22 protein-coding genes and 1 pseudogene are annotated in these 25054 nt (G+C 65.8%); 14 read left to right on the top strand and 9 right to left on the bottom strand.

Features of this window, described 5'->3' with window-relative positions; translation table 11 throughout:
- The first annotated feature begins 1 nt into the window (after position 1).
- From ACSZL9_RS06300 to ACSZL9_RS06290, 3 genes and pseudogenes are all read left to right on the top strand, one after another.
- Positions 2-1582 carry a GMC family oxidoreductase gene (locus ACSZL9_RS06300; RefSeq protein ID WP_446664611.1) on the top strand — a complete coding sequence of 527 codons (1581 nt, stop codon included), beginning with the start codon at positions 2-4 and terminating at the stop codon, positions 1580-1582.
- 91 nt (positions 1583-1673) lie between these two features.
- Positions 1674-4505: an FAD-binding and (Fe-S)-binding domain-containing protein gene (locus ACSZL9_RS06295; protein WP_446664610.1), complete on the top strand. Its 2832-nt coding sequence runs from the start codon at positions 1674-1676 to the stop codon at positions 4503-4505.
- Positions 4506-4676: 171 nt separating this feature from the next.
- Positions 4677-5219: pseudogene (locus tag ACSZL9_RS06290) on the top strand (GIY-YIG nuclease family protein); the annotation flags it as partial.
- Positions 5220-5472: 253 nt separating this feature from the next.
- Here the strand turns inward: ACSZL9_RS06290 and sodN are convergent.
- The 7 genes from sodN to rfbA all read right to left on the bottom strand — a co-directional run bounded on the left by sodN (position 5473) and on the right by rfbA (position 11064).
- A complete protein-coding gene (gene sodN, locus ACSZL9_RS06285) occupies positions 5473-5877 on the bottom strand; it encodes a superoxide dismutase, Ni (RefSeq protein WP_446664609.1) in 405 nt (134 codons plus the stop codon).
- A 280-nt stretch (positions 5878-6157) separates the two neighbouring features.
- Positions 6158-6478, bottom strand: coding sequence for a S24 family peptidase (locus tag ACSZL9_RS06280; protein ID WP_446664608.1), 321 nt, complete (start codon positions 6476-6478; stop codon positions 6158-6160).
- A 37-nt stretch (positions 6479-6515) separates the two neighbouring features.
- Positions 6516-7358 carry an amino acid ABC transporter ATP-binding protein gene (locus tag ACSZL9_RS06275; RefSeq protein ID WP_446664607.1) on the bottom strand — a complete coding sequence of 281 codons (843 nt, stop codon included), beginning with the start codon at positions 7356-7358 and terminating at the stop codon, positions 6516-6518.
- Entirely contained in the window at positions 7355-8308 is a 954-nt protein-coding gene (locus ACSZL9_RS06270) for an amino acid ABC transporter permease (RefSeq protein ID WP_446664606.1), read from the bottom strand. Before ACSZL9_RS06270 ends, ACSZL9_RS06275 begins: the two co-directional genes overlap by 4 nt.
- Positions 8301-9209, bottom strand: coding sequence for an ABC transporter substrate-binding protein (locus tag ACSZL9_RS06265; protein WP_446664605.1), 909 nt, complete (start codon positions 9207-9209; stop codon positions 8301-8303). Before ACSZL9_RS06265 ends, ACSZL9_RS06270 begins: the two co-directional genes overlap by 8 nt.
- Before the next feature lie 386 nt (positions 9210-9595).
- Entirely contained in the window at positions 9596-10192 is a 597-nt protein-coding gene (locus tag ACSZL9_RS06260; protein ID WP_446664604.1) for a dTDP-4-dehydrorhamnose 3,5-epimerase family protein, read from the bottom strand.
- Positions 10192-11064 (bottom strand): glucose-1-phosphate thymidylyltransferase RfbA, encoded by an 873-nt coding sequence (gene rfbA / locus ACSZL9_RS06255; RefSeq protein WP_446664603.1) that lies wholly within the window; start codon positions 11062-11064, stop codon positions 10192-10194. Before rfbA ends, ACSZL9_RS06260 begins: the two co-directional genes overlap by 1 nt.
- A gap of 99 nt (positions 11065-11163) precedes the next feature.
- On the opposite strand from rfbA, the gene ACSZL9_RS06250 reads away from it, so the two are divergent.
- From ACSZL9_RS06250 to ACSZL9_RS06210, 9 genes are all read left to right on the top strand, one after another.
- A complete protein-coding gene (locus ACSZL9_RS06250) occupies positions 11164-12039 on the top strand; it encodes a hypothetical protein (protein ID WP_446664602.1) in 876 nt (291 codons plus the stop codon).
- Positions 12040-12076: 37 nt separating this feature from the next.
- Positions 12077-13636 (top strand): acyl-CoA ligase (AMP-forming), exosortase A system-associated, encoded by a 1560-nt coding sequence (locus ACSZL9_RS06245; RefSeq protein ID WP_446664601.1) that lies wholly within the window; start codon positions 12077-12079, stop codon positions 13634-13636.
- Entirely contained in the window at positions 13633-14916 is a 1284-nt protein-coding gene (locus ACSZL9_RS06240) for a pyridoxal-dependent decarboxylase, exosortase A system-associated (protein WP_446664600.1), read from the top strand. Before ACSZL9_RS06245 ends, ACSZL9_RS06240 begins: the two co-directional genes overlap by 4 nt.
- Positions 14909-15175, top strand: coding sequence for an acyl carrier protein (locus tag ACSZL9_RS06235; protein WP_446664599.1), 267 nt, complete (start codon positions 14909-14911; stop codon positions 15173-15175). The genes ACSZL9_RS06240 and ACSZL9_RS06235 overlap by 8 nt, the downstream gene beginning before the upstream one ends.
- A gap of 70 nt (positions 15176-15245) precedes the next feature.
- On the top strand, positions 15246-16064 hold the full coding sequence (locus tag ACSZL9_RS06230) for a hypothetical protein (protein ID WP_446664598.1): 819 nt from the start codon (positions 15246-15248) through the stop codon (positions 16062-16064).
- A gap of 176 nt (positions 16065-16240) precedes the next feature.
- Positions 16241-17563: a nucleotide sugar dehydrogenase gene (locus tag ACSZL9_RS06225; RefSeq protein ID WP_446664597.1), complete on the top strand. Its 1323-nt coding sequence runs from the start codon at positions 16241-16243 to the stop codon at positions 17561-17563.
- The gene (locus ACSZL9_RS06220) at positions 17560-18768 is read left to right on the top strand and encodes a glycosyltransferase family 4 protein (RefSeq protein WP_446664596.1); all 1209 of its coding nucleotides are present in this window, start codon (positions 17560-17562) and stop codon (positions 18766-18768) included. The genes ACSZL9_RS06225 and ACSZL9_RS06220 overlap by 4 nt, the downstream gene beginning before the upstream one ends.
- On the top strand, positions 18765-19622 hold the full coding sequence (locus ACSZL9_RS06215; protein ID WP_446664595.1) for a glycosyltransferase: 858 nt from the start codon (positions 18765-18767) through the stop codon (positions 19620-19622). The genes ACSZL9_RS06220 and ACSZL9_RS06215 overlap by 4 nt, the downstream gene beginning before the upstream one ends.
- The gene (locus ACSZL9_RS06210) at positions 19619-20305 is read left to right on the top strand and encodes a polysaccharide deacetylase family protein (protein WP_446664594.1); all 687 of its coding nucleotides are present in this window, start codon (positions 19619-19621) and stop codon (positions 20303-20305) included. Before ACSZL9_RS06215 ends, ACSZL9_RS06210 begins: the two co-directional genes overlap by 4 nt.
- A gap of 16 nt (positions 20306-20321) precedes the next feature.
- On the opposite strand, the gene ACSZL9_RS06205 is transcribed toward ACSZL9_RS06210, so the two are convergent.
- A complete protein-coding gene (locus ACSZL9_RS06205; RefSeq protein WP_446664593.1) occupies positions 20322-20972 on the bottom strand; it encodes a flavin reductase family protein in 651 nt (216 codons plus the stop codon).
- Positions 20973-21238: 266 nt separating this feature from the next.
- Between ACSZL9_RS06205 and ACSZL9_RS06200 the strand changes: the two genes are divergently transcribed.
- Positions 21239-22372, top strand: a complete 1134-nt coding sequence (locus ACSZL9_RS06200) for a hypothetical protein (RefSeq protein ID WP_446664592.1) — start codon at positions 21239-21241, stop codon at positions 22370-22372.
- Here ACSZL9_RS06200 and ACSZL9_RS06195 read toward each other — a convergent pair.
- Positions 22254-23177 carry an endonuclease/exonuclease/phosphatase family protein gene (locus tag ACSZL9_RS06195; protein WP_446664591.1) on the bottom strand — a complete coding sequence of 308 codons (924 nt, stop codon included), beginning with the start codon at positions 23175-23177 and terminating at the stop codon, positions 22254-22256. The genes ACSZL9_RS06200 and ACSZL9_RS06195 overlap by 119 nt on opposite strands.
- Before the next feature lie 358 nt (positions 23178-23535).
- Between ACSZL9_RS06195 and ACSZL9_RS06190 the strand changes: the two genes are divergently transcribed.
- Positions 23536-25050 (top strand): oligosaccharide flippase family protein, encoded by a 1515-nt coding sequence (locus ACSZL9_RS06190; RefSeq protein WP_446664590.1) that lies wholly within the window; start codon positions 23536-23538, stop codon positions 25048-25050.
- The last annotated feature ends 4 nt before the right edge of the window (positions 25051-25054 follow it).

The following is a 25054-nucleotide window of genomic DNA, read 5'->3' as shown; positions in this document are numbered from 1 at the left end:
CATGAGCACTGACAACGGATTCCAGATTTCACACGACGACGAGGCCGTGGTCATCGTCGGGTCCGGGGCAGGTGGCGGCACGCTCGCCTACGAGCTGACAGCTCGCGGCATACCGTGCGTCGTCCTGGAGGCCGGGGCCTACCTCAAGCCCGAGGACTACGAGAACGACGAGTGGGCGGCCTTCAACCAGATGGCCTGGCTCGACAAGCGCACGACGTCCGGGTCCTGGCGGGTCGCGCGTGACTTCCCGAACCTGCCGACCTGGATCGTGAAGGCTGTCGGTGGGTCGACGACGCACTGGTCAGGTGCGACGCCGCGTTTCAAGGAATACGAGTTCAAGACCAAGACCTACTATGGCGGAGTGCAGGGCGCGAACCTGCTGGACTGGCCGATCACGCTGGCCGAGCTCGAGCCCTACTACGACGCCGCCGAGAAGGCCGTGGGGTCGACGCATCGCCACGGTCGTCCGCCGCTGCCGGCGAACAACAACTACAAGGTCTTCGCCGGCGGTGCGGAGCAGGCGGGTTACCGGTTCTACGCGACGGGTCCCTATGCCACGAATGCCGAGCCGTATGACGGCCGGCCCGCCTCGATCCAGGACGGCTTCAACTTCCAGGGCGACAAGAACTCCTCGAAGTGGTCGACCGCGGTGCGGGAGATCCCGCGAGCGCTGGCGACCGGCAAGCTGGACCTGCGGACCCAGTCGCAAGCCGTGCAGATAACCCACGACCCGGCCGGTCATGTCGACGGTGTCCTCTACCTGGACAAGGACGGCAACCTGCATCGACAGCGCGCGAAAATCGTTTGTGTGGCGGGCAACTCGATCGAGTCACCGCGTCTGCTGCTGATGAGTTCGTCCTCGCTGCACCCCGACGGACTGGCCAACTCGTCAGGTCAGGTGGGACGCAACTACCTGCGGCATACGACCGGGTCGGTCTATGCCACGTTCGACAAGCCGGTGCGCATGTATCGCGGCGAGACCATGGCCGGGATCATCGCCGACGAAGCACGGCTGGACACCGCGCGTGGTTTCGCCGGCGGCTACTACCTGGAGACGCTCTCCCTCGGGCCGGCGTTCATGGGAGCGTTCGTCGAGCCCGGCGGATGGGGACGCGAATTCACCGCGCTGCTCGACGCCTACCTGAACACCGCTGGTTTGTGGATCGTGGGCGAGGACCTGCCACAGGAGACCAACCGGGTCACGCTGAACAGCGCGGAGCAGGACCAGTTCGGGCTGCCGGTGCCCAACGTGCACTTCGATGATCACCCCAACGACATCGCAATGCGCGAACACGCCTACGGAAGATCGGATCTGATCTACGAAGCCGTCGGCGCACGGAGCACGCACCACACGCCGCCATACCCGTCGACGCACAACCTCGGCACGTGCCGGATGAGTGCGCGCCCGGAGGACGGCGTCGTCGACTCGCACGGTCAGGCGCACGACGTGCCGGGGCTCTTCATCTCGGACGGCTCGCAGATGACCAGCGGTGCTGCCGCGAACCCGACCCTGACGATCGTCGCATTGGCGATCCGGCAGGCGGAGTTCATCGCCGACGGGCTGTCGAAGGGTGCACTCTAGTTCCGTGATGAGACCCTTGAGGAGCTCGTGAGGGACGAGCGAGCGTCTCGAAAGGGCGACGAAGTAGAAGAGGTGTATCGAGATCGACGTCGTGGCAGCCGATCGACTTAGAGGTGAACTCGCCGACGAGATCGAGGTACTGGGCCGGCAACTCGACCTGCGCGCTCGCGCACACGACGCGTCGCACTACCTGCTCGTGCCGTCGGCGGTTGCCGTGCCGCGGGACACGAGCCAGGTCGCCGAGGTGATGCGGGCGTGCGGACGGCTCGGCATACCGATGACCTTCCGCAGCGGTGGGACGTCGTTGTCCGGCCAGGGTGTGACCGACCAGGTCCTGGTCGACACGCGGGCGGGCTTCCGTGGCGTCGAGGTGCTCGACGACGGGGCACGGGTGCGGGTGCAGCCGGGCATCACGGTGCGGGCGGTCAACGCGCGACTGGCACGGCACGGGCGCCGGCTCGGTCCGGACCCCGCCAGTGAGATCGCCTGCACCATCGGCGGTGTCGTGGCCGACAATTCCTCGGGAATGCAGTGCGGGACGGAGTTCAACTCCTACCGCACGATCGAGTCGATGGTCTTTGTGCTGCCCTCCGGGACGGTCATCGACACGGCGCGACCCGACGCCGATGCACTGCTCAGGGAGCGCGAACCCACTGTGCACCAAGGGATTTCGGCGCTTCGTGATCGGGTGCGCTCCAACCGGGAGTCCGTGGCGACTATCGAGCGGCTCTTTGCGATCAAGAACACCATGGGCTACGGCGTCAATGCGTTCGTCGATCACGACGAGCCGGCGCAGATCCTCAGTCACCTGCTGATCGGCAGTGAGGGCACGCTCGGGTTCGTCGCATCCGTCGTGTTCCGGACGGTGCCGGTGCTGCCGCGGGCGGCCACCGGCCTGCTGGTCTTCGACGACCTGGTGACCGCGTCCGCCAGTGTGGACCAGATCGCGGCCGCCGGGGCTGTCACCGGAGAGCTGCTCGACGTGCGATCGCTGCGGGTGTCGCAGGCAGACCCGAAGTGCCCGGCGGAGATTGCCGACCTCCAATTGCGTGAGCAGGCAGCGGTGCTCGTCGAGTTGCAGGCGGCCGACGACCATGGACTGGCCGAGTTGCGGCGGACCGCGGAGGCGCAACTTGCCGATCTGCCGCTGCAGGTGCCGTTGCGGATGACGACCGACAGCGCAGCCCGGGCGGCGCTCTGGACGACCCGCAAGGGGCTCTTCAGCGCGGTGGCCGGAGCGCGCCCGTCGGGCACGAACGCACTGCTGGAGGACGTCGCGGTGCCGGTGCCACGACTCGGCGAGCTGTGCATCAGCCTGTCCGCGTTGTTCGCGGAGCACTCGTATGACGACTCGGTGGTCTTCGGCCACGCGCGCGACGGCAATCTGCACTTTCTGCTCGTCGAGCAGTTCGACGACGCGGCGAAACTGCAGCGGTACGACCGGTTTACGGCCGATTTGGTCGACCTGGTGTTGGGCCTGGACGGCACGCTGAAGGCGGAGCACGGGACCGGTCGGATCATGGCGCCCTTCGTGGAGCGGCAATACGGCACGGAGCTCTTCGAGGTGATGCGCGAGGTGAAGCGGCTGGCCGACCCGGGCGGTCTGCTCAACCCGGGCGCGGTGCTGACCGACGATCCGCAGGCGCACCTGAGGGACCTGAAGGTCGCGCCACGCGTGGAGGCAGAGGTCGATCGTTGCGTCGAGTGCGGCTACTGCGAGCCGGTCTGCCCCTCACGCTCCCTCACTCTCACGCCGCGTCAGCGGATCGTGCTGCGGCGCGAGCTCGAGGATGCCCGACGAGCCGGAAACGACGAGTTGGCACGTGAATTGGAGGCCGACTACGAGTATGACGGGCTGGAGACATGTGCCGCTGATGGCATGTGCGGCACAGTCTGCCCGGTCCACATCGACACCGGTGATCTGGTGCGCCGCCTTCGGGCGGAGACGACGTCACGGGCCGAGGATCGCGCCTGGCGGGTTGCCGCCAAGCATTGGGAAGCCGCCACGAGGGCCGGATCTGCAGCGTTGACAACGGCTTCCGTCATACCAGCTGCGGTACCGGAGGCACTGACGCGTGGGGCACGTGCGGTGGCCGGCGCCGACCGCGTGCCGCTGTATGACGAGGGTCTGCCGCGGGGCGGGAAGAAGCGGCCGCAAGTGGCGAGCGATAGTCCGGTGGCGGTCGTCTTCCCGTCGTGCATCGGTGCGATGTTCGGTCCGGCCCGAGGGGAGGGGGTGTCGGCAGCGTTGCTCCGGCTGTGCGAGGCCGCAGGCGTTGCGGTGCGCACGCCGGACGGCATCGACGGACTGTGCTGCGGCACCCCGTGGTCGTCGAAGGGGCACACGTCGGGACACCGCGAGATGCAGGAGCGAACGGCGAAGTCCTTGGCGGCCGCAACCGACGGCGGTCGGCTGCCGGTCGTCGTCGATGCGAGCTCGTGTGCGGAGGGTCTGGACAAGCTTCTGGACGCTGGTCGAGTAGGGCGAGCCCCCAAGGGCGAGTCCGTATCGAGACCAACGGCCACGGAGTTCACGGTCGTTGACGCCCTGGACTTCGTGGCGGAGTCGGTGCTGCCGAAACTCGCTGTCCGCAAAGAGGTTCCACGTGTCGTGGTGCATCCGACATGCGCCACGAACGTGCTCGGATCGACGCCGTCGCTGGTGCGTCTCGCGGAGGCGGTCACGGACTATGTCGAGGTGCCCAGCGACTGGGGTTGTTGTGCGTTCGCCGGTGACCGCGGTCTGCTGCACCCGGAGCTGACGGAGTCGGCCACGCAGCCGGAGGCGGCGCAGGTGGCGGCCCTGTCAGGCGTGCCCGGCACGGAATATGTCTCGGCGAACCGCACGTGTGAGATCGGCATGACGCGGGCCACCGACCGCACCTACCGTCACGTCCTGGAGGTCCTGGCCGAGCACGTCTGAGGTGGCCGAGGAACTGGAGGTGGCCGAGGAGGTCGTGAGGCACGAGCGACCGTCTCGAGGCCCCGATGCGAGGAGACCGTCTCGAGGCCCCGCCCCGTGTTGTGTGGTTGGTGGAGTGGGTTGTGGGGGCCGAGGAGGTCGTGAGGCACGAGCGACCGTCTCGAGGCCCCGATGCGAGGAGACCGTCTCGAGGCCCCGCCCCGTGATGTGAGGTTGGTGGAGAGGGTTGAGGTGGCCGAGGAGGTCGTGAGGCACGAGCGACCGTCTCGAGGCCCCGATGCGAGGAGACCGTCTCGAGGCCCCGCCCCGTGTTGTGTGGTTGGTGGAGTGGGTTGTGGGGGCCGAGGAGGTCGTGAGGCACGAGCGACCGTCTCGAGGCCCCGATGCGCGGGGAGACCGTCTCCGCTCCGCCCGAACGCTGTGTCCACATCCCGTCAGGCGACAACGGCTGGTCCACAGGCAGAGCATCAACTGCACGTCATTGCGCTCAGCCTTGCGCATGCTGCTGATATGCCCTGGACCTACATCCTCCGTTGCGGCGACGGCACGCTCTACGTCGGCAGCACGCGTGATCTTGACCTGCGTATGGAGCAGCACTGTGCGGGGAGAGGTGCGGCATACACCAGTCGACGTCTGCCGGTCGAACTTGTCTGGTGCTTCGAGACATCCGACGTCAGCACCGCGTGGGCACTGGAGCGTAAGCTGCACGGCTGGAGTCGCGCAAAGCGCGAGGCGTTGATCGACGGAAGGTTTGACCTGCTGCCGATGCTGGCCAGAAGACACGAGCAGCGCGGACGATTGACGTGGCGGGGCCTCGAGACGGTCGCTCGTGCCCCTTCGAGACGCCCGCTCGTCCCTCACGGGCTCCTCAGGGCGCAGCTCACGACCTCCTCGGCCAGCTTGGCGGGCTACCGCAGCGAAAAGCGCCGGACCCCAACGGGATCCGGCGCTCTGCGGTGCGACGTGCTCAGGCCTTCTTGGTCTCCCAGAAGATCTTGGCGATCTCGTCGATCTTGGCGAGCAGCTCGTCAGCGGTGGCGACGTCCCATGACGCCTTGGTGCCGCCGGCGCCGGCCAGCTTGGTGGCCTCGTTGACCAGCTGGTGCAGCTGCGGGTACTTCTCGAAGTGCGGCGGCTTGAAGTAGTCGGTCCACAGCACCCACAGGTGGTGCTTGACCAGCTCGGAGCGCTGCTCCTTGATGATCGCCGCGCGGATCTTGAAGTCGATGTCGTCGGCGTGGCCGGCGGCCTTCTCGATGATGGCCTTGACCGACTCGGCCTCGATGCGGGCCTGGGCGGGGTCGTAGACGCCACACGGCAGATCGCAGTGGGCACTGACCTCGATCGTGGGTGCGAAGATTCGGCGAAGCATGTGTGTCCTTCCATCGGTTGATCGGACGTATGGCGGAGCTTGACACCTCAAGCAGGCTTGAAGTCAATGGAAGACGTCGCTTTCACGGCGCTTCGTTTCACTCCTTGCTACGAACCTACTCGGGGGGTGACGTAAGACTGAACCCCCCTGTGTCATATGCGACTTCATCGCATATGGGGGTTGTGACGCGGCGTCTGGGCGAGTTGTCGGGCACCCTCTCCGGTCGGCCAGGCGGAGCTCGCCGGTCGGGTAGCCGAGCGTTCGGACGGTCGCTCCCGCCTCACGCCCCCTTCGGCCGCCGCACGCTCCGCGGCAACCTCAGCAGCACGACACCGAGCACGTCGGCGGTCGGTATGGCGCCGACCAGCCACGAGTCGACGCCCTCGGCGGGGTTGTCACGCTCCACCCACCAGCCGTCGCCGACGGTCCGGGTGATGCGCTTGACGGCGATGGGCCGCGGCCCGTCCGGAGCGTCCGGCAGCCGTATGACGTGCGCCCGGCCGATGCGAGGCCGCACGCCATACGCGACGAGCAGTCTGTCTCCGTCGACGTAGGTCGGCTCCATCGACCGACCCCGCACGATGGCGAACCCGAGTCTCATTCTTTGGTGGTTTCGACAGGCTCAACCAGCTGGCTGTTCACTCAACCACCGGACCGTTCAGTGGTTTCGCCAGGTCTGCCGCGGCCGCAGCTTGCTCCTCGTGCTCGGAGATGATCCGGCTGAGGAACGCCTTGGTCCGCTCGTGCTGCGGGTTGCGGATGACCTCGGCGGGCGGGCCCTGCTCCACCACGACGCCGCCGTCCATGAAGATGACACGGTCGGCGACGTCACGGGCGAACGCGATCTCGTGGGTGACGACGATCATCGTCATACCGTCGTCGGCGAGCTCGCGCATCACCGCGAGCACCTCGCCGACGAGCTCGGGGTCGAGTGCCGAGGTCGGCTCGTCAAAGAGCATCAGCTTCGGCTTCATCGCCAGCGCACGCGCGATCGCGACCCGCTGCTGCTGCCCGCCGGACAGCTGTGAGGGGTAGTGGTCGGCGCGCTCGCTCAGCCCGACCCGCTCCAGCAGCTCACGCGCATCGGCGACGGCCTGCTTCTTGCCGACACCACCGACCTGCACCGGCCCTTCGGTGACGTTCTCCAGGGCCGTCTTGTGCGGGAAGAGGTTGAACCGCTGGAAGACCATCCCGATCTGCCGACGCTGCCGGGCAATCTGCTTGTCCGGCAACCGATGCAGCGTGTCGCCGTTCTCGCGCAGGCCGAGCAACTCGCCGTCGACATACAGCCGGCCGCCGTTGAACACCTCGAGCTGGTTGATGCAGCGCAGGAAGGTCGTCTTGCCCGACCCCGACGGCCCGAGCAGCACCACGACCTCGCCCTCGGAGACTGTCAGGTCGATGCCCTTGAGCACCTCGACCCCGTGGAAGTCCTTGTGCAGGTTCACCGCTTCGACGAGCGGACTCTCAACCGAATTCACATTCCACCTCCGCCGGCGCGTAGCGACAGCATTCGTGAGCGCAGGGACGGCTTGGCGGCACCGGTCCGCACGCCGAAGCCTCGTCCGAAGTGGCGCTCGAGCATGGTCTGACCGATCATCAGGATCGAGCAGACGATGAGATACCAGATGACCGCTGCGACGAGCGCGGGCATCACCAGATACGTAGAGTTCGCAACGGCATTCGCCTGGAAGAACAACTCCGTGGTCACCGGCACGGCCGACAGCAGCGAGGTGTCCTTGACCATGGCGATGGTCTCGTTGCCGGTCGGCGGCACGATGACGCGCATCGCCTGCGGCAGGATGATCCGCCGCATCGCCTTGCCGCGGCTCATGCCGATGGCGCTGGCCGCTTCGTGCTGCCCGTCGTCCACCGACAGCAGGCCGGCACGCGCGATCTCCGCCATGTATGCCGCCTCGGACAACCCCAGGCCGAGCACACCGACGAGGATGCCGTTGCTGACCGACTTCACGTCGAGTGTGTAGAAGTGCACGTCCAGGAACGGCAGGCCGAAGTCGAGCTTCGGATAGAGGTAGAGCACGCCGACGCCGAGCACGACCAGCAGCACGTAACGCGGCACCGCCCGGAAGAACCAGGTGAAGACGAACGCCACGAACCGCAGCACCGGATTGGTCGACAGCCGCATGATCGCGAGGATCACGCCGAGCACGATGCCCAGGATCATCGCGCCGACGGTGCAGATGATGGTGCCTTTGACCAGGCCCTCCAGCACCGGGCGGTATTCCATCACCCGCCAGACGAAGTGCCAGTCCCACTTGGAGTTGGTGACGAACGAGTTGATCATCATCGCGCCGAGGATCACGATGACGACGACGCCGACCCACTGCCACGGGTGGGGCACCGGCCGGGCGTCGATCTTGCCGGGCTTCGCGCTCGCGGCCGGCTTCTCGGACACTGCCTGCTCAGCCATCGGCCACCGCCGGGTTCGCAGCGAACATCTCCACCGCTCCGCTCTGCTGGCCCCACTTGGCCAGGATCTTCTCGTAGCTACCGTTCGTCGCCATCTGCGCGAACGCCTGCGCCAGCGCCGTGCCCAGCTTGTCCTGGCCCTTCGGCAACACCACGCCGTATGGCGCGGAGCCGGTGATCTTGCCCAGCGGTTGCAGCTTGCTGCCGGTCTTCTTCACGGCATACAGCGCGACGGGTGAGTCGGCGGCCATGGCGTCGACCTTGCCGGCGAGCAGGTCGGTGGTGACCTTGGACTGCAGGTCCTCCACGACGGCCTTGACCGGGTGGCCCTTGCAGACGCCCTTGTTGATCGCCTTGAGCTCGTCGGCCTGCGTGGTGCCGGTCTGCACACCGACCGAATGCCCGCACGGTTTGGTCTGATTCACGTGTCTGGGGTTGCCCTTGCGGACGATCCACTGGGTGCCGGCGGAGAAGTAGCTGACCATCGTCACCTGCTTCAGCCGGGCAGTGGTGATGGTGAACGACGACGTCGCGATGTCATATTTCCCGCCGACGATGCCGGGCAGGATGTTGTCGAACTTGGCGTTCTGGAATTTGCCCTTGAGACCGAGGCACTGCAGTGCGCCCTTGAGCAGGTCGATGTCCATGCCGACGATGGTCTGGCCGTCGGAGGCGAGGAACTCGTTCGGTTGGTATGACGCGTCCGACGCCACCGTGAGGGTGGTGCCGGGTTTCACGTCCGGCGGCAGGACGTCCTTCAGTCCGCCCGATGCGCACCCGGCGGTGGCGGACTGCTGATCGGTCGAGCCGAGCCCGAGAGACGTTGCGCCACAACCGGATAACAACGAGGCGACCAGTCCGCCGGCGAGCACCATCGGCCCGCCGCGTGACCATGCTGACATGGAAGTCCTTTCGCCAGAGGAGGGTGCCCGAGCACCTCGTGCACGCCGAGCGACTCGGGGAAGGGAGCGTTGCGACGCTCCGGACTTCCGTGCCTTCGACCGGCCAAGTCTGGCAGCGCCGCGTCCTGCGCCGTAAGACACCCCGCGTGGTTTCCGTCAACAAGCTGATCGAGTAGCGGAGGAGCGCAGCGGGGGCCCACCCAAGCTGATCGAGTAGTGGAGGAGCGCAGCGGGGGCCCACCCAAGCTGATCGAGTAGCGGAGGAGCGCAGCGGGGGCCCACCCATGCTGATCGAGTAGTGGAGGAGCGCAGCGGAGGAGCGTATCGAGATCAACTGGCGTTGAAGTCCTACGGACCGGCCGAGCCGGACGTAGCGACCGTGGGGGTCACACCAGTCCGTCGATGAACTTCACGCAGTCGTCGTATGCTGGCAGCAGCCCCTGCTCGCGCGCGTCGGCAAAGGACGGGGCGGCGGTGTCCTTGGGGGAGAGGATCGGCTCGATGTCGTCCGGGAAGGTCAACGCGAGGTCGGGATCGAGCGGGTTGATCCCGTGCTCGCGCTCGGGGTTGTAGGTGGCCGAGCACAGGTAGATCGCGGTCGAGTTGTCCTCGCGAGACACCAGGCAATGACCGAGACCCTCGGAAAGGTAAACAGCACAACGTGTTTCGGTGTCGATCCGGACGCTGGACCACTGGCCGAAGGTCGGTGACCCGACCCGGATGTCTACCACGTAGTCGTCGAAGGAACCGCTGACCGCGGTGACGTACTTCGCCTGGCTGGGTGGCACGTCGGCGTAGTGGATGCCGCGCACGGCGCCCTTGCACGACACCGAAACGTTGGTCTGTATGACGTCGAGGCGGTGCCCGATGTGTTCGGCGAGCTTGTCGCCGCGGAAGCCCTCCATGAAAACCCCACGGTCGTCGGGGAATTGGCGAGGGGTGACGACATACGCACCGGCAATATCGAGTGGTTCGATCTGCATCAGCGGCCGTCCTCCAGCAGTTGCGTCAGGTAGTCGCCGTAGCCGCTCTTGGCGAGCTGCGCGGCGTGCTGTGCCAGGCCGTCGTCGTCCAACCAGCCGGCGCGCCAGGCCACCTCTTCGATGCAGCCGATCATGAGCCCCTGCCGGTCCTCGATGACCTGCACGAAATGAGCTGCATCCATCAGGCCTTCGAAGGTCCCCGTGTCGAACCACGCGGTCCCACGCGGGAGCACCGTCACGGTCAGTGCGTCGCGCTGCAGGTAGGTGTCGTTGACGGCCGTGATCTCCAGCTCGCCGCGCGCGCTCGGGGTGAGGCCGCGGGCGATCTCGACGACGTCGTTGTCGTAGAAGTAGAGACCGGGCACGGCGAAGCGCGACTTGGGCTCGTGCGGTTTCTCCTCGATGGAGAGCACCCTGCCGTCCTTATTGAATTCGACGACGCCGTAGGCCTCGGGATTCTTGACGTGGTAGGCGAATATCTGTCCGCCAGAAAGGGATCCGGTCGATCGGCGCAGTGCGGTGCCCAGCCCCGAGCCGTAGAAGATGTTGTCGCCGAGCACGAGCGCGACGGAGTCGTCGCCGATGAAATCGGCGCCGATGACGAACGCCTGGGCGAGTCCGTCGGGGGAGGGCTGTACGGCATACGTGATGTCGATGCCCCACTGGCTGCCGTCGCCGAGCAGCCGGACGAACTGCTCCCTGTCGTGCGGCGTGGTGATGATCAGGACCTCGCGGATGCCTGACATCAGCAGGGTCGACAGCGGGTAGTAGATCATCGGCTTGTCATAGACCGGCATGAGCTGCTTGCTGATGCCGCGCGTGATCGGGTGCAGCCGGGTGCCGGACCCGCCGGCCAGAATGATCCCCTTCATCGTGCCGACCTTAGCGGCAGGGCGTCCGACGACCCTGCAGCTAGTCGACTCCACCGGTGTGCCTGCAATATTCGCCGGTCCTGCGACCTCGCACCGTTAGTGTCCAGCGGCGACAGGAGGTGGGCCAGGATGGTGAGCGTTTCACCGATCACGGTCGACGACGTTCATGGTGTCGGCGCATTCCTGCACACGCACCTGAACCAGCGTGTGCAGGCCGCGGACTGGGAGCACGCACTGGACGTTCCCTGGGAAGTGGACCGTCCGAACTTCGGATTCAAGCTGATGGCGGAGGACTCAGCACTCGTCGGTGTCCTGCTCGCGTTCTACTCGGAGCGGCAGATCCGAGGCGTGACGGAGCGCTTCTGCAATCTCGGGGCATGGTGTGTGCTGCCCGAGCATCGCGCGCACAGCTTTCGGCTGTTGCGGGCTGCCCTCGCTCAGCCTGACTTCACGTTCACTGATCTGTCTCCGAGCGGGGCCGTGGTGCCGCTGGACGAGCGGCTCGGTTTCGTCCACCTCAACACAGCCACACAACTCGTCCCGTGCGTGCCATTGCCCTCTCTCCGCACTCAGGTGATCGATGACAGCGACGGCATCGAACGGCTCCTCGACGGCGTGGACCTGCAGGTCTATCGAGACCACCAGGGTGCGGCCGCGGCTCACCACGTTGTTCTGCGACGAGGCGGCCGGACGTGTTATGTGGTCTACCGGAAGGATCGCCGCCGCAACATTCCTGCCTTCGTGTCAGTCCTGTACGTCAGTGATGCGCACCAATTCCGTTGCTGCCTCAAGGCATTTGGTGGCTACGTGCTCCGTCGACGCCACGGTGTGGCGCTGTTGTTGGAGGAACGTGTCGTCGGCCGGCTGTTTATTGCACGACGTATGGCGGGTCGGCCAAAAATGTTCCGCAGCATGACGATCGGGCCCGAGGACGTCGACAATCTCTACAGCGAGCTGACCTGTTTGGCGTGGTAGTCAGATTGGCGGGCTGACCGAGAAGGGGTGTCGCCGAATGGCGCGGGCATTACACGAATTGGTGCGAGCCACCGCCGGCCGCACGCCATCTGCGGCTGCTGTGACGGACCGCTCCGGAACCACGAGCTACGCCGGTCTGTGGGATGCCGTCACGAGCTGTGCGGTCGGGCTCTCGTCACGCGGCGTCGGACGCGGAGACCGAGTCGCGGTGTTCCTCGACAAGCGCGTGGAGAACGTCGTCGCAATGTTGGCCGCGTCAGCTGTGGGTGCGATTTTCGTGCCGATCAACCCGGTGCTGAAGGCCAAACAGGTTGGATACATCCTGGCCGATTGCTCGGCGCGGTGCGTGGTGACCTCGTCGGAGCGGATGCCTGCCGTGGCGACGGCCGAGCTCGCCGGACTTGAGACCGTGGTGTTGGTCGACGACACGGTGGCGGTGGGCACAGTGCCTGCTGACACCGATGTCGTGCGATGGAGCGAACTCACGGCAGCGTCGGCTCCCGCGCCGGCATACCGGCCGGTTGACAGCGATCTTGCCGCCATCTTGTACACATCGGGCAGCACCGGCATGCCGAAGGGCGTGATGCTCAGTCACCGCAATCTGGTTGTCGGCGCGGAGAGTGTGAGCGAATACCTCGCGAACACCTCGGCGGACGTCATACTTGCTGCCCTTCCGTTGAGTTTCGATGCCGGTCTGAGCCAGGTCACGACGTCGCTCTACGTCGGAGCTCACGTGGTCCTGGTCAACTATCTGTTCCCGGCGGATGTGGTGCGGCTCTGCGCGCAATACGACGTCACCGGGCTGACCTGCGTTCCGCCGCTGTGGATCCAGTTGACCGCGGCCAACTGGCCAGCGGAGGCCACGCGGAAGATCCGCTATTTCGCGAACACCGGCGGCCGTATGCCGAAGTCCACGCTGTCGCGCCTCCGTGCGCTCTTCCCGGACGCTCAGCCGTTCCTCATGTACGGACTCACCGAGGCATTCCGCTCGACCTACCTCGATCCCGCCGAGGTGGACCGTCGGCCGGACTCGATCGGCAAGGCCATTCCGAACGCCGAGGTACTGGTGGTTCGTCCGGACGGATCTCGTTGTGAGCCGGGCGAACCCGGCGAGCTCGTGCACCGTGGACCGCTTGTCTCGCAGGGCTATTGGAACGACGCAGCGCGTACTGCCGAGCGGTTCCGGCCACTGCCGTCAGCGAGCGCAGGAGGCCGTGACGAAGTTGCGGTCTGGTCCGGTGACACCGTCATGTGTGACGAGGACGGGTTCCTCTACTTCGTCGGCCGTCGCGACGAGATGATCAAGACTTCGGGTTACCGCGTCAGCCCCAGCGAGGTCGAGGAGGCTGCCTACGACACCGGTCTCGTGCGGGATGCAGTGGTGCTCGGTGTTGAGGACGAGACGCTCGGACAGCAGATTGTTCTGATCGGTGCGGTCACACGTGCGGACTGTGACGAGGACGAGGTGCTCGCCGCAATGCGCTCGCGGCTCCCGCTGTTCATGGTGCCGCGACGTGTCCTGCTGCTCGACGACCTGCCGCGCTCACCGAACGGCAAGTTCGACCGGACCGCGTTGCAGGCATTGGTGACGGTGTGACTGCCACGGGGGCGTCGTTGCACAGCACGGTCGCTCGGTTCTCGACGGCCGGGGGACAGCTGGTCGTCGGCGGCGTCGAACTCCGCCGACTCGCAGCGCAGGTGGGCGAGACACCGTTCTTCGCCTATGAACGCGAGGCGATCGCGCAGCGGATCGATCTGCTGCACGGACTGCTCGGCCCGTCGATAGGCCTGTCCTATGCGATGAAGGCCAACCCCATGCCGGCGGTCGTGGAGTATGTCGCTGACCGTGTCGAACACCTCGACGTCGCTTCCTCGGGGGAGCTCAAGGTTGCGCTCGACGCCGGAATGCCAGCACGCAGAGTCAGTTTCGCGGGGCCGGGCAAGAAACCTGCCGAGCTGCGTCGCGCTGTCGCAGCCGGTATCACTGTGGAGGTCGAGTCGTCACTCGAGGCCGATCGACTTGTGACGATCGGGCACGAGTTGGGTGTCCGTCCGCGGGTCGCCGTGCGGGTCAACCCCGACTTCTCGGTGAGAGGGTCTGGCATGCGGATGGGCGGAGGTCCGCAACAGTTCGGCATGGACGCCGAGATCGTTCCGGCCTTCCTCGGGGACTTGGCGAGCTACGACGTCGATTTCGTGGGACTGCACGTCTTCTCGGGCTCACAGAATTTGCACCCTGAGATCCTGATGGAGGCGCAGGATCGCACGGCCGATCTGATCCTCCGTCTCTCGGACTTCGCTCCCGGACCTATCAGCGAGGTCAACCTCGGTGGTGGGTTCGGGATCCCCTACCACGACAGGGACGAGCCGCTCGACGTCGCTGCTGTCTGTGAGCACCTGAGTGCGGTGGTGGCGGATCGAATTGTCCCTTCCCTCCCGGGCGCGGCACTGTCACTGGAGCTGGGGCGATTCCTCGTCGGGGAGGCCGGGGTCTACGTCACCGAGATCGTCGATCGAAAAGTCTCCCGAGGACGGACGTATCTCGTGGTTGACGGTGGACTGCAGCACCAACTCGCTGCCACAGGCAACCTCGGTGCGGCTATTCGGCGTAACTACCCCCTCGTGATCGGAACCAGGATGTCCGACACCTCGCTCGAGTCGATGCCGGCAACAGTGGTTGGTTGCCTCTGCACACCACTGGACGTCTTGGGCGACGACGTAGAAGTCCCGACGGCGACCGACGTCGGCGACCTCGTGGTGATCTTCCAGGCGGGGGCCTACGGGAAGACCGCCAGCCCAGCCGACTTCCTCGGACACCCCCCTGCACCCGAGGTGCTCATCGGATCTGACCAGCGAAAGGTGGATAACCATGCATGAGACAACTTTTGACCACGTGAAGGAGATCGTCGTCGAAGCCCTTGGTATTCAAGGACGTTCAGCGACCTTGACTCCTGAGACCCCGCTTCTCGACAGCATGCCCGAGTTGGACTCGATGGCAGTGGTCGATCTGCTGGTGCGCTTGGAGAACCACTTCGACATACGCATCGACGACAGTGCCGTGAGCGGCGAGGTGTTCGGCACTCTGGGTTCGCTCGCAGAGTTCGTCGACTCCGAGCGCGCGCTCTCCGACGCTTGAGGTAACTACCGTGTCGTCGAGCAAACCGGCCGTCACTGTTCGCCCGATCGAGACATCTGACCTTGCACAAGTGAGCCGATTCCTCGCCCAGAACTTTCCGCCCAACAGTTCGGCGGAGGACTGGGTCACTGGATGGGCTGAGATCAACAGCCGACCCGAGGCGGAGGCTCCGAACCACGGCATGGCGTTGTGGTCCGGACAGGACCTCGTTGGCGTGTATGCCGCGATCTACTCGACGCGCATCATCGACGGTCGCCGAGAACACTTCTGCAACCTCGCGGTCTGGTGCGTCTGCGCCGAATTCAGGGCCAGTAGCGTGCGCATGCTGAGGGCCCTGCTGGCGCAGGACGGATATCACTTCACCGACTTGTCGCCGAACCCTGACGTGCAACGGCTCAATCTTCGACTCGGCTTCCGTTACCTGGAACCGAGCTGGCATCTCACGTTGAACCTTCCGTGGCCGACCTGGCCGCGTCGCATGACGGTGAGCTCAGAGCCGGAGGACGTTGCCCGCGCCCTGACCGGGGAGCCGCTGCGTTTCTACGAAGACCATCGGCGGTGTCCTTGGGCACGGCACGCCGTCATCGAGACCGACACCGAGGCGTGCTACGTCCAGTGGCGTTTCGAGCGACGCAAGCGCCTGAGGTGGTTCGCTGCGATCCAGTACGTCAGCGACCCGGTCTTGTTTCGAGCAGGCTGGCGCCATCTGTCACGACATCTCGGCTTGCGACACCAGGCCGTTGCGACACTCGTCGACGCGCACGTGGCCGGCGGAGCCGTGACGCCGTCGATGCCCCTGTCCGGCGAGCCGCATCGGATGTTCCGGAGCATGACGCTGAGACCCGATGACATCGACTACCTGTACTCCGAGATCACGGCCGCACCGTGAAAACCGCACCATGAAGAACCGAGTCTTGATCGCCTTGCTGCGCACAGCCGTCGGCGGAGCAAAAACTCCGGGTCGGGTCCGCCGATCTTGCTAATTTCCACGTACTTTCCGCGACAGCCGAGCATCCGCAATGTGACGGTCTCCGGCACGCGTCCGTCGTAGCACTACTGGGGAGCATGATGAAGATCGCCGTATTCGGACTCGGGTATGTCGGGGCGGTGACAGCCGCCGGTCTCGCTGCCCAAGGGCACACAGTCGTCGGCGTCGACGTCGATCCGGTGAAGGTCGATCTGATCGCCGGCGGCCACAGTCCGGTCGTCGAACCGGGGATCGACGACCTGATGCGCGAAGGGGTTGCCTCCGGCCGGCTCTCGGCGACCCTCGATTGCCGTGAGGCCATGGACTCGACCGACGTCTCGTTACTGTGCGTTGGCACTCCGTCGACCTCGCACGGTGCCACGGATCTGACCTACATCCGACGGGCGGTCCAGGACGTGCGCGATGCGATGGACCACGTGCGGCCACCGCGGTCGGGTCATCACAGCGTCGTCGTACGCAGCACCGTCCCGCCCCGGACCGGCAGGGACATCGTTGCGCCAGTCTTTGCAACAGACCCTCCGGAGGGCTGGCGGGTGGGAACCGCCATGTGCCCGGAGTTCCTGCGTGAAGGGGCCGGCGTAGCTGACTTCTTCGACCCGCCGTTCGTCGTGGTCGGGTCGGTCGACGACGACACACACCGCACGATGGCGTCGATGTTCGACTTCCTCGACGTCCCGATCCAACACGTCAGTGTCGAGACGGCTGAGGCATTGAAATACGCCTGCAACGCGTTCCATGCGACGAAGGTCAGTTTCGCCAACGAGATCGGCCGGGTGTTCCGACCGTACGGCGTCGACTCGCGCGAAATGATGGAGATCTTCTGCGCAGACACGAAGCTCAACATCGCGCCGACCTACCTCCGGCCAGGCTTCGCATTCGGTGGGTCATGCCTCCCGAAGGACCTGCGGTCGCTGCAGCACATGGCCAGGATCAACGGAGTCGACGCCCCGCAACTGTTGGGCACGGCGACGAGCAACGAGATCTCCGTCCGCGATGTGATCGACCGCGTCCTGTCCGTGGGTGGACGGCACGTTGCTCTGCTGGGGTTGAGCTTCAAGTCCAACACGGACGACCTGCGCGAGAGCCCGAACGTCGAGTTGGCCGAGCGGCTGATCGGGAAGGGCTTCGACGTGCGGATCTACGATCCGATCCTCAACCCGCAGCAGCTGATGGGCTCCAACCGCGCCCATGTGATGGCTCGTCTGCCGCACCTGGACCGACTGCTCATGACAACGCCCCAGGACGCACTCGTCGGAGCCGACATCGCCCTGGTGTCGGCCGGTGGCGAGCAGGTTGTCGAGGCGTTGCAGGACGCGCAACCGCGCCTGCTCATCGATCTCACGGGACGGCTCGGCCTCGAGGTGGAGCGTTGCGCCGGATACGAAGGAGTCGGCTGGTGAACCACTCCGGCGCACAGCGCGTGCTGATCATCGTCCAGAACCTGCCGGTGCCGTTCGACCGCCGTGTCTGGTTGGAGAGCCTCGCGCTGAGGGACGCCGGGTATGACGTCACGGTTGTTTGCCCGCAGGGTCGGGGCACGCGTGCCCGCCAGGTGATCGACGGTGTGACGATCCTCGCTTACCGACCGTATGCGCCGGGTGGAAGCGCGCTCGGTTACGTTGCGGAATACGCATATTCGTTCGCTGCCACTGCTCTGAAGGTCGCTCGCGCTCGCTCGGCCGGGCGGTTCACGGTGATGCAGGCGTGCAACCCGCCGGAGATCTTCTGGCCCCTCGCTCGCCTGCTGCGCCTGGTGGATGGCACACACTTCGTCTTCGACCATCACGACCTGTCGCCGGAGCTCTATCAGTCGCGCTTTCCCAGTGGTTCACGCGCGGCGTTGCGCGGTCTGCGGGCTCTCGAAAGATGGACCTTCCGGGCTGCCGACAAGGTGACTTCCACGAACGAGTCGTACGCCGCCGTGGCGAGAACCCGCGGGGGCAAGGCCGCCGACGATGTCACCGTGGTGCGCACAGGACCCGACCCCGAGCGGCTGAAACCCGGTGAGCCGCACCCCGATCGGCGTCGTGGCCGCTCCCATCTCGTCGCGTACATCGGTGTCATGGGGCCGCAGGACGGCGTCGATCTGGCGCTGCGTGCCGCCGAACTGGTGGTGCACCGTTATGGCCGTCACGACGTGGCCTTCACGTTCATCGGTAGTGGCGACTGTTGGGCCGACCTGGTCGCCGAACGCGATCGACTGGGCCTGCAGGACAACGTGGAGATGCCGGGGCGGCTGTCGGACGAGGATGTCATCGAGGTGCTGTCGACCGCGGACGTCGGATTGTCGCCGGATCCGAAGAACCCGCTGAACGACGTGTCGACGATGAACAAGACGATGGAGTACATGGCGTTCGGGATGCCGGTCCTGGCGTTCGACCTCCGAGAGACCCGCGTGTCGGCGGAGGGCGCAGCTCACTACGTGCCGGCGAACGACGTTGATCTCTATGCGAAGGAACTGATCGAGTTGCTCGATGACCCCGAGTCTCGCCGGGTGATGGGCAAGCGCGGTCGTCAACGCGTCGAGGACGAGCTGGCGTGGCACTACCAGCGTGATGGCTATGTGCGGGTGTTCGACGCGCTCGCACAGATGGAGCGGCGATGACGACGGTGCTCATCGCGGCATACAACGAGGAAGCGGTGATCGGCCGCACCCTCGACCGGCTGCTCGTCGGCGGCTCGGCCGATCCGCTCCACATCATCGTTGCGGCGAACGGCTGCAACGACGCGACGGTATCGGTTGCCAGTCGCAGACCGGTCGAGGTCGTGGAGGTCGACGAGGCCGGCAAGGCTGCAGCGTTGAACGCTGCAGAACGCGCTGCCGATGAATATCCGCGCATCTACCTCGATGCCGATGTGCAACTGGACAAACCGGCTGTTGAGCGCTTGTCCGATGCGGTGCGGGGGATGGACGACGAGGGCCGGCCGTCGTCGCTCGCGGCCGTTCCGTCACGGTTCGTCGATACCTCTGCGAGCTCTCGGTTGGTCCGCATGTACTACCGCATCAACGCACTGCACCCCAGCTACTCGTCCGGTCTGTTCGGCCGGGGCGCGGTTGCCATCTCGGCCGCTGGCCGCGGTCGCTTCGGAAAGTTTCCCGAGGTCATCGCGGACGATCTGTTCCTGGACTCGTTGTTCGAGCCGTCCGAGATCGCACACGTCGACGACGTGGTGAGCGTCGTGGCAGCCGCACCGTCGGCCCGCTCGTTGCTGCGAAGGTTGGCTCGGGTGCGGCGAGGTAATGCCCAGTTGCGTGCGACGCACCCGGGCAGCGGCGTTCGCGAGTCGGTCGGACTCGGCTGGCTGCGCGCGGCAGTGGGTGAGCGCCCAACACTCATTCCGTCCGCGACTGTGTATGTCGCACTCACTGTTCTCGCCGAGGCCAGAGCCCGATGGGGCCAGGTGCCTTGGGACGATCGGCGATCGATCCGCGCGCGGGCCGGGACGGTGACGACATGATCGTCGCGCCGGCGACCTCCCGACGGACTGCGAACATCTGCTTCCACGGCGTGGGTCGGCCTAGCCGTGAGCTCGAGCCCGGTGAGGACCGCTTCTGGCTCGACGAAGCCGAGTTCCTGCCTCTGCTGGACGAATTGGCGGACGCTGGTGACGCGGTGTCACTCAGCGTGGATGACGGCAACGCTTCGGATGTCGAGATCGTGCTTCCGGCGCTGCGTGAGCGAGGGCTTCGCGCGACGTTCTTCGTGATCGTCGATCGACTGGATCAGCCGGGCAGCTTGAGCACGTCGGATCTGGGCGCGTTGTCGGCCGCCGGTATGACGATCGGCAGCCACGGGTGGACGCATGCCCCGTGGAATGCGTTGGCTGCCGGGGAACTCCATCGTGAGGTCGTCGAAGCTCGAGATGTCCTGAGCGCGCTTGTGGGACAAGAGGTTTCAACTGCTGCGCTACCCCTCGGGCAATACAGCCGCCAGGTGCTGAGGGCATCTCGGCAGGCGGGCTACGCGCGCCTCTTCAGCAGCGACCGACAGCGCGCCGGCTCGCACCAGTGGCTGCAGGCGCGATTCAGCGTCGAACACGGCGTGACGCCGGAGTCGCTTCGCGACACGGTGCGGCGCTCCGATCGCAAGCCGAGCAGGCTCTACTCGGCTGCCAAGTGTCTCGGCAAGCGACTGCGGTGACCGTCCGGAGCACCACTCACAACAACCACCTGTACCGTCCGCGATGGAAAAGCAGGGGGTGTTTCCCAGGTCCGACGTGTGCCAGGGACTTGACCTCGCCGATCACGATGTCGTGGTCTCCGGCCGGGTGGACGGCATTCGTGAGGCATTCGAGTTGGGCCACCGAGCTGGTCAGCAGTGCGACGTCGGTCTCCGGACCACGATCGAACCGCACGTTTGCGAGCTGGTCCGCCGCGTCGCGCCCCGGAACCGCGAATGCGGTTGACAACTCGTGCGATCCGGCGTCCAGGATGCTGATGCCCCAGCGCCCCGACTGCAGGATCGCCTCGTGAAACCGTGCGGTCTTGGCGATGCAGACCAGGACGAGCGGCGGATCCAGGGACACCGAGGTCACGGAGTTGGCAGTCATCGCGACGTCGTGCCCGGCCGAGAACGTGGTGATGACACACACCCCTGTGGCAAGACAGCCCATTGCGTCACGAAGGGCTCGCGGGGTGACCGATTGGGTGAGCTCGGAGCGCTGAGCCTCGCTGGCATCCACTGCGGTGGATGCGAAGCGGAGCGCAACCGTCGCGGCGTCGACGTAGTTGGGTGCGACGTCGTCCGCGAAATCATCCGCGGCTGGCACGTCGGACCGCCAGCCCTCCGTCACCGGTGGCTTCGTCATGTTGTGCATTCTAGGTCTCTGCACGAGGCGGAGGGCAGAGCTTGATCCGGGCTGTGCGCACCGTCCGCCACGGTGCTCCCGAGCAGCTCGAGAGCGTCGTTCCGCTTCAGCACGGCCGACGGAACGCCGGGCGGTCGCGGTTGGTGGGCATCGACGTCGCTCGCTGTCTCGCGCTGCTCGGCATGATGGTGGCGCACATCGTGCCGAAGGCGGTCGGCGGCAGGGTGCCAGTTGCGCAGCGGCTGACGACAGGCACATCGGCTGCGTTGTTCGCCGTGCTGGCGGGGGTGTCGCTCGCACTCTTGACCGGTGGTCACGCACCGCACCGCGGGCACACCCGACTCACCGACTCGGTCGCGATCGGCGTCCGAGCGCTGATGATCCTCATGATCGGCTTCCTGCTGGAGCAGCTGCACCCTGCAGGCATCGCCGTGATCCTGCCCTACTACGCGCTTCTCTTCGTGCTCGGACTCCCGCTGCTCTGGCTGCGGCCACCGCAACTTTTCTTGCTCGGTGGCATCTGGATCTGTGCGGCTCCTGTTGTCTCACAAGCGTTTCGGTTGCTTCACCCGACCTCGGTCGCGGGTGGTTTCGGCGGCCTCGGTCCCGTGGCTGTGCTGTTACGACTGCTCGTCACGGGGGAGTATCCGGCGTTCACCTGGCTGAGCTATCTGTGTTTCGGACTCGCCATCGGACGCATGGATCTCCGACGAACGCGCAGCGCCGTCCACCTGTTGTGCGGCGGGGCAGTTCTCATAGCCGGCGCGACCTTCATGTCCGGGGCCATCACCTCGCGCGGCGAGGTTCGCTCCCGTCTGATGCAGAGCTGGCCGGGACCGCCCGTGTCGACCTGGGATGTGTTGCAGCCGCACTTGCAGGTCGGTCTCGAAGGAGTCACCCCAACGCACAGCTGGTGGTGGCTCGCGGTCAATGCCCCGCACTCGGGGTCCGTGGCGGACCTGGCCTTCACCACCGGGACTGCCTTGCTGATCATCGGAGCTGCGCTTGTCCTCACCCGGGTGGCGACCCGCTGGTGGCAAGTGGCGTTCGGGGCGGGCTCGATGACGCTCTCGTTGTACAGCCTGCACCTGGTCATGGTGTTGCCGCAGACATGGCCCGACTACGGGCCACGGCGACTGCTGCCGGAAGTGTTGGTGGTGTGTGTCATCGGTGCGGTGTTTGCCGGGCTACGACGGAAGGGTCCGCTCGAGAGCCTTGTGACATTCATATCGCGGACCTGTGCCCGATGGACCACGCGATTGCTGCGTTTGGGGGTGAGCTTCATCGGCTCCGCTGAGCGATGTGAGCCAGCACGCCGCGATGATCCGCCCCTTTCACATGCACCGTGCTCGCGCTGGAGGCTGCCAGTGTGTCCGAGAGCAGGATGTGATCGATCGTGACCAGACGTGGCACCGGGATGCCCAGGTATCGCCTCGTTGCGGAGTCCGGCCAGGTCGGTTGGAAACCGTGGCGCCGCTGGGTCATCGCGTCGGAGTAGCCCATGTCGAGGACGGAACGGAAAGGCACGTTGTCCGTGGTCGCGTTGAAGTCTCCCGCGATGATCGTCGGTTGTTGGTCGGGCCGGGGGATCGCACGGCGCAGGTATGACGTCAGGGCGTGGTAGTCGGGCCGCCAGCGCGTGGTGTACGGCGGCTGCGGGTGCACCGCGACCAGGTCGACGTCGCCGAGCGACGGAGCGTGCAGGCGAACGAGATCGGCATGCGACGAGTGTGGACCGCGCCGGACCGAGTCGATGGGAAGGCGGCTGAAGAACACCGAGGAGATGGTCTGACCCGGTTTGGTTCCAACGGAATACGGCAGGTCCCGAAGAACTCCCGTCGCAGCCAGGGCCCGCACCCGCCCTGCGTCGATGTCCGTCAACACGAGCACGTCGACATGCTGGGTACGGATCACCTGTGCCAGGGATGCAGGGTCGCCGTACTCGAAGTTCTGACTGAGCACGATCACGGGACGGCCGGTCGTCCCGGGCTGGGAGCCGACATACAAGGGAGCGAGCCACGCGATGTGGAACCCGAGCAGAATTGCGCTCAAACCGGCGAGTGCTGCGGCGGCGCGTTGCTGCGTCCGGTGGACGAAGACCAGCACGAGACCGCCGAGGAGCGCGATGAGTGCGAAAGGCGTGCCCAGGGGAGTGAAGGCTGCCAGTTGGGTCAGCCGGGGCACCGACGTGTCGATCCAATGCATCGGAGTCAGGGTCAACGCTGCCAGCAGACAGCCGATTACCAGTGCCCATAGGCAGATTCGCACCCACGACAATGGAGTGTCCCTGATCCCGGGTTGGCAGCTCACCATCCTGATGATGATGGAATTTCCGGCAGTGTGCCGAGTAGTTTCGCACCGGCCGCGAATCATGCCGAACGACTGACTCTTCCTTGCGGTAGCAGTGGAATTCCGCGTCGCGCACAACCCTGAAATAACCGGCTGCACTCCTGGCGCCGAGCCTATAGTTCGTAGCGCTCGGGACGGGCGACATCGACAAAGCCCGCTCGGTCCACACCGGCTCTGCCGGTGAATTCGCATCCATGGCTGCGCGGGAGGCGTCGTGCCCGATTCGCTCGCCGGCCGAGTGGCCAAGGCAGCTGTCTGGAGCGGTGTGAACACAGTCGCAATGCGACTGTCCGGTGTCGTGATCACCATGGTGATGCTGCGGATCGTCACCCCCTCGGAGTTCGGTAACTACGCAGTCGCGCTCGCGGTCTTCACCGTCGTCAGCTCGTTCTCCGAGTTGGGCCTCACCGCCTGTCTGGCGCAAGCCGACATGGATCCTGCGGAGGTCGGTCCGACCGTGTCGTTCTTGTCGATCGTCATCGGCGTCGGACTCGCAGCGGTGATGCTGATCAGTGCGCCGCAATTGGCGGTGCTGCTCGGGGCGCCGGACAGCGCCAACGCGTTGCGCATTCTTGCGCTGTGCATCGCGATGGTCGGCCTCTTCACGATCCCGTGCGGCCTCCTCGCCCGCGAGTTCCGTCAGGACGCGATGTTCTTCGGGGCGGCCGCCGCGTTCGTGCCGGGCAATGTGCTGATGATCCTTCTCGCTCTGAACGGCCCCGGCGACATCGCCTTCGCCTGGTCACGCGTGTTCGGGCAACTGGTCACCGGTTGTGTGTTGCTCTGGTTCGCCAAGAAGTTCTACCGGCCGCGCTTCGACAGGAAGCAGGCCATGCGGGTGCTGCGATTCGGCGTGCCTATCGCTGCAGCGAACCTGGTCGGCTTCATGTTGCTCAACGCCGACTTCCTGTTCGTGAGCAAGGTCCTGGGTCCGGTTCGGCTGGGCATCTACACGCTGGCGTTCAACGTCAGCTCGTGGGCGACCGCGACGTTGAGTTCCATGGTGATGAATGTCGCCATGCCGATGTTCAGCCACGCCAAGAGCGACCCGGGACGACTCAGCCGGGCGCTTCGCAGCTCGCTGAGTCTCATCTGCCTGGTCGCGTTTCCGATCTCCGGTTTCACCCTGGTGCTCTCGGGCGAGATCGTTGACACGCTCTACGGTCACCGCTGGATAGCTGCGGCGCCGGTCATCGTCGTGCTCGGCGTCTACGGCAGCTTGTTCGTGGCGTCGCTGTTGCTGAGCAACCTTCTGGTCGGGGTTGGCCTGCCGAGCCGCAACCTGATCGTGCAGATCATCTGGCTCGTTGTCCTGGTGCCTGCGATGTTCCTCGGAGTCGAGTTGGACGGAATGCGGGGCGCCGCCTTTGCACATATCGCGGTCATCGTGCTGGTCGTCCTGCCGGCCTACTTCGTGCTGACACGCGGTTTCGTCGAGCACCTGGCCAGGATCCTGCTCGTGTCGACGATGCCGGCACTCGGGCTGACAGTGGTCAGCGCGCTGGCTGCCTGGGCGACCAAGCAGGTGACTGACGTGACCGTCCTCCGGCTCGCGATCGGGCTCACCGTCGGCGGGGTCGTCTACCTGGGTTTCGGGCTCCCTGTGATGGGGCGCTACCTTCCGGGCCGGGTCATGCGCCTGCTCGGCAGAGTCGGCCTGGACGACTGGGCCCGCTATCCCCTTTACAGTCGCCTGCGGCGTCCGGCGGCGGCGATGGTCCGCGACTGACGGC

The sequence above is a fragment of the Flexivirga sp. B27 genome (assembly GCF_052905685.1).
Note: the sequence above shows the minus strand (reverse complement) of the source record. Positions and strands in the feature narration are given on the sequence as shown.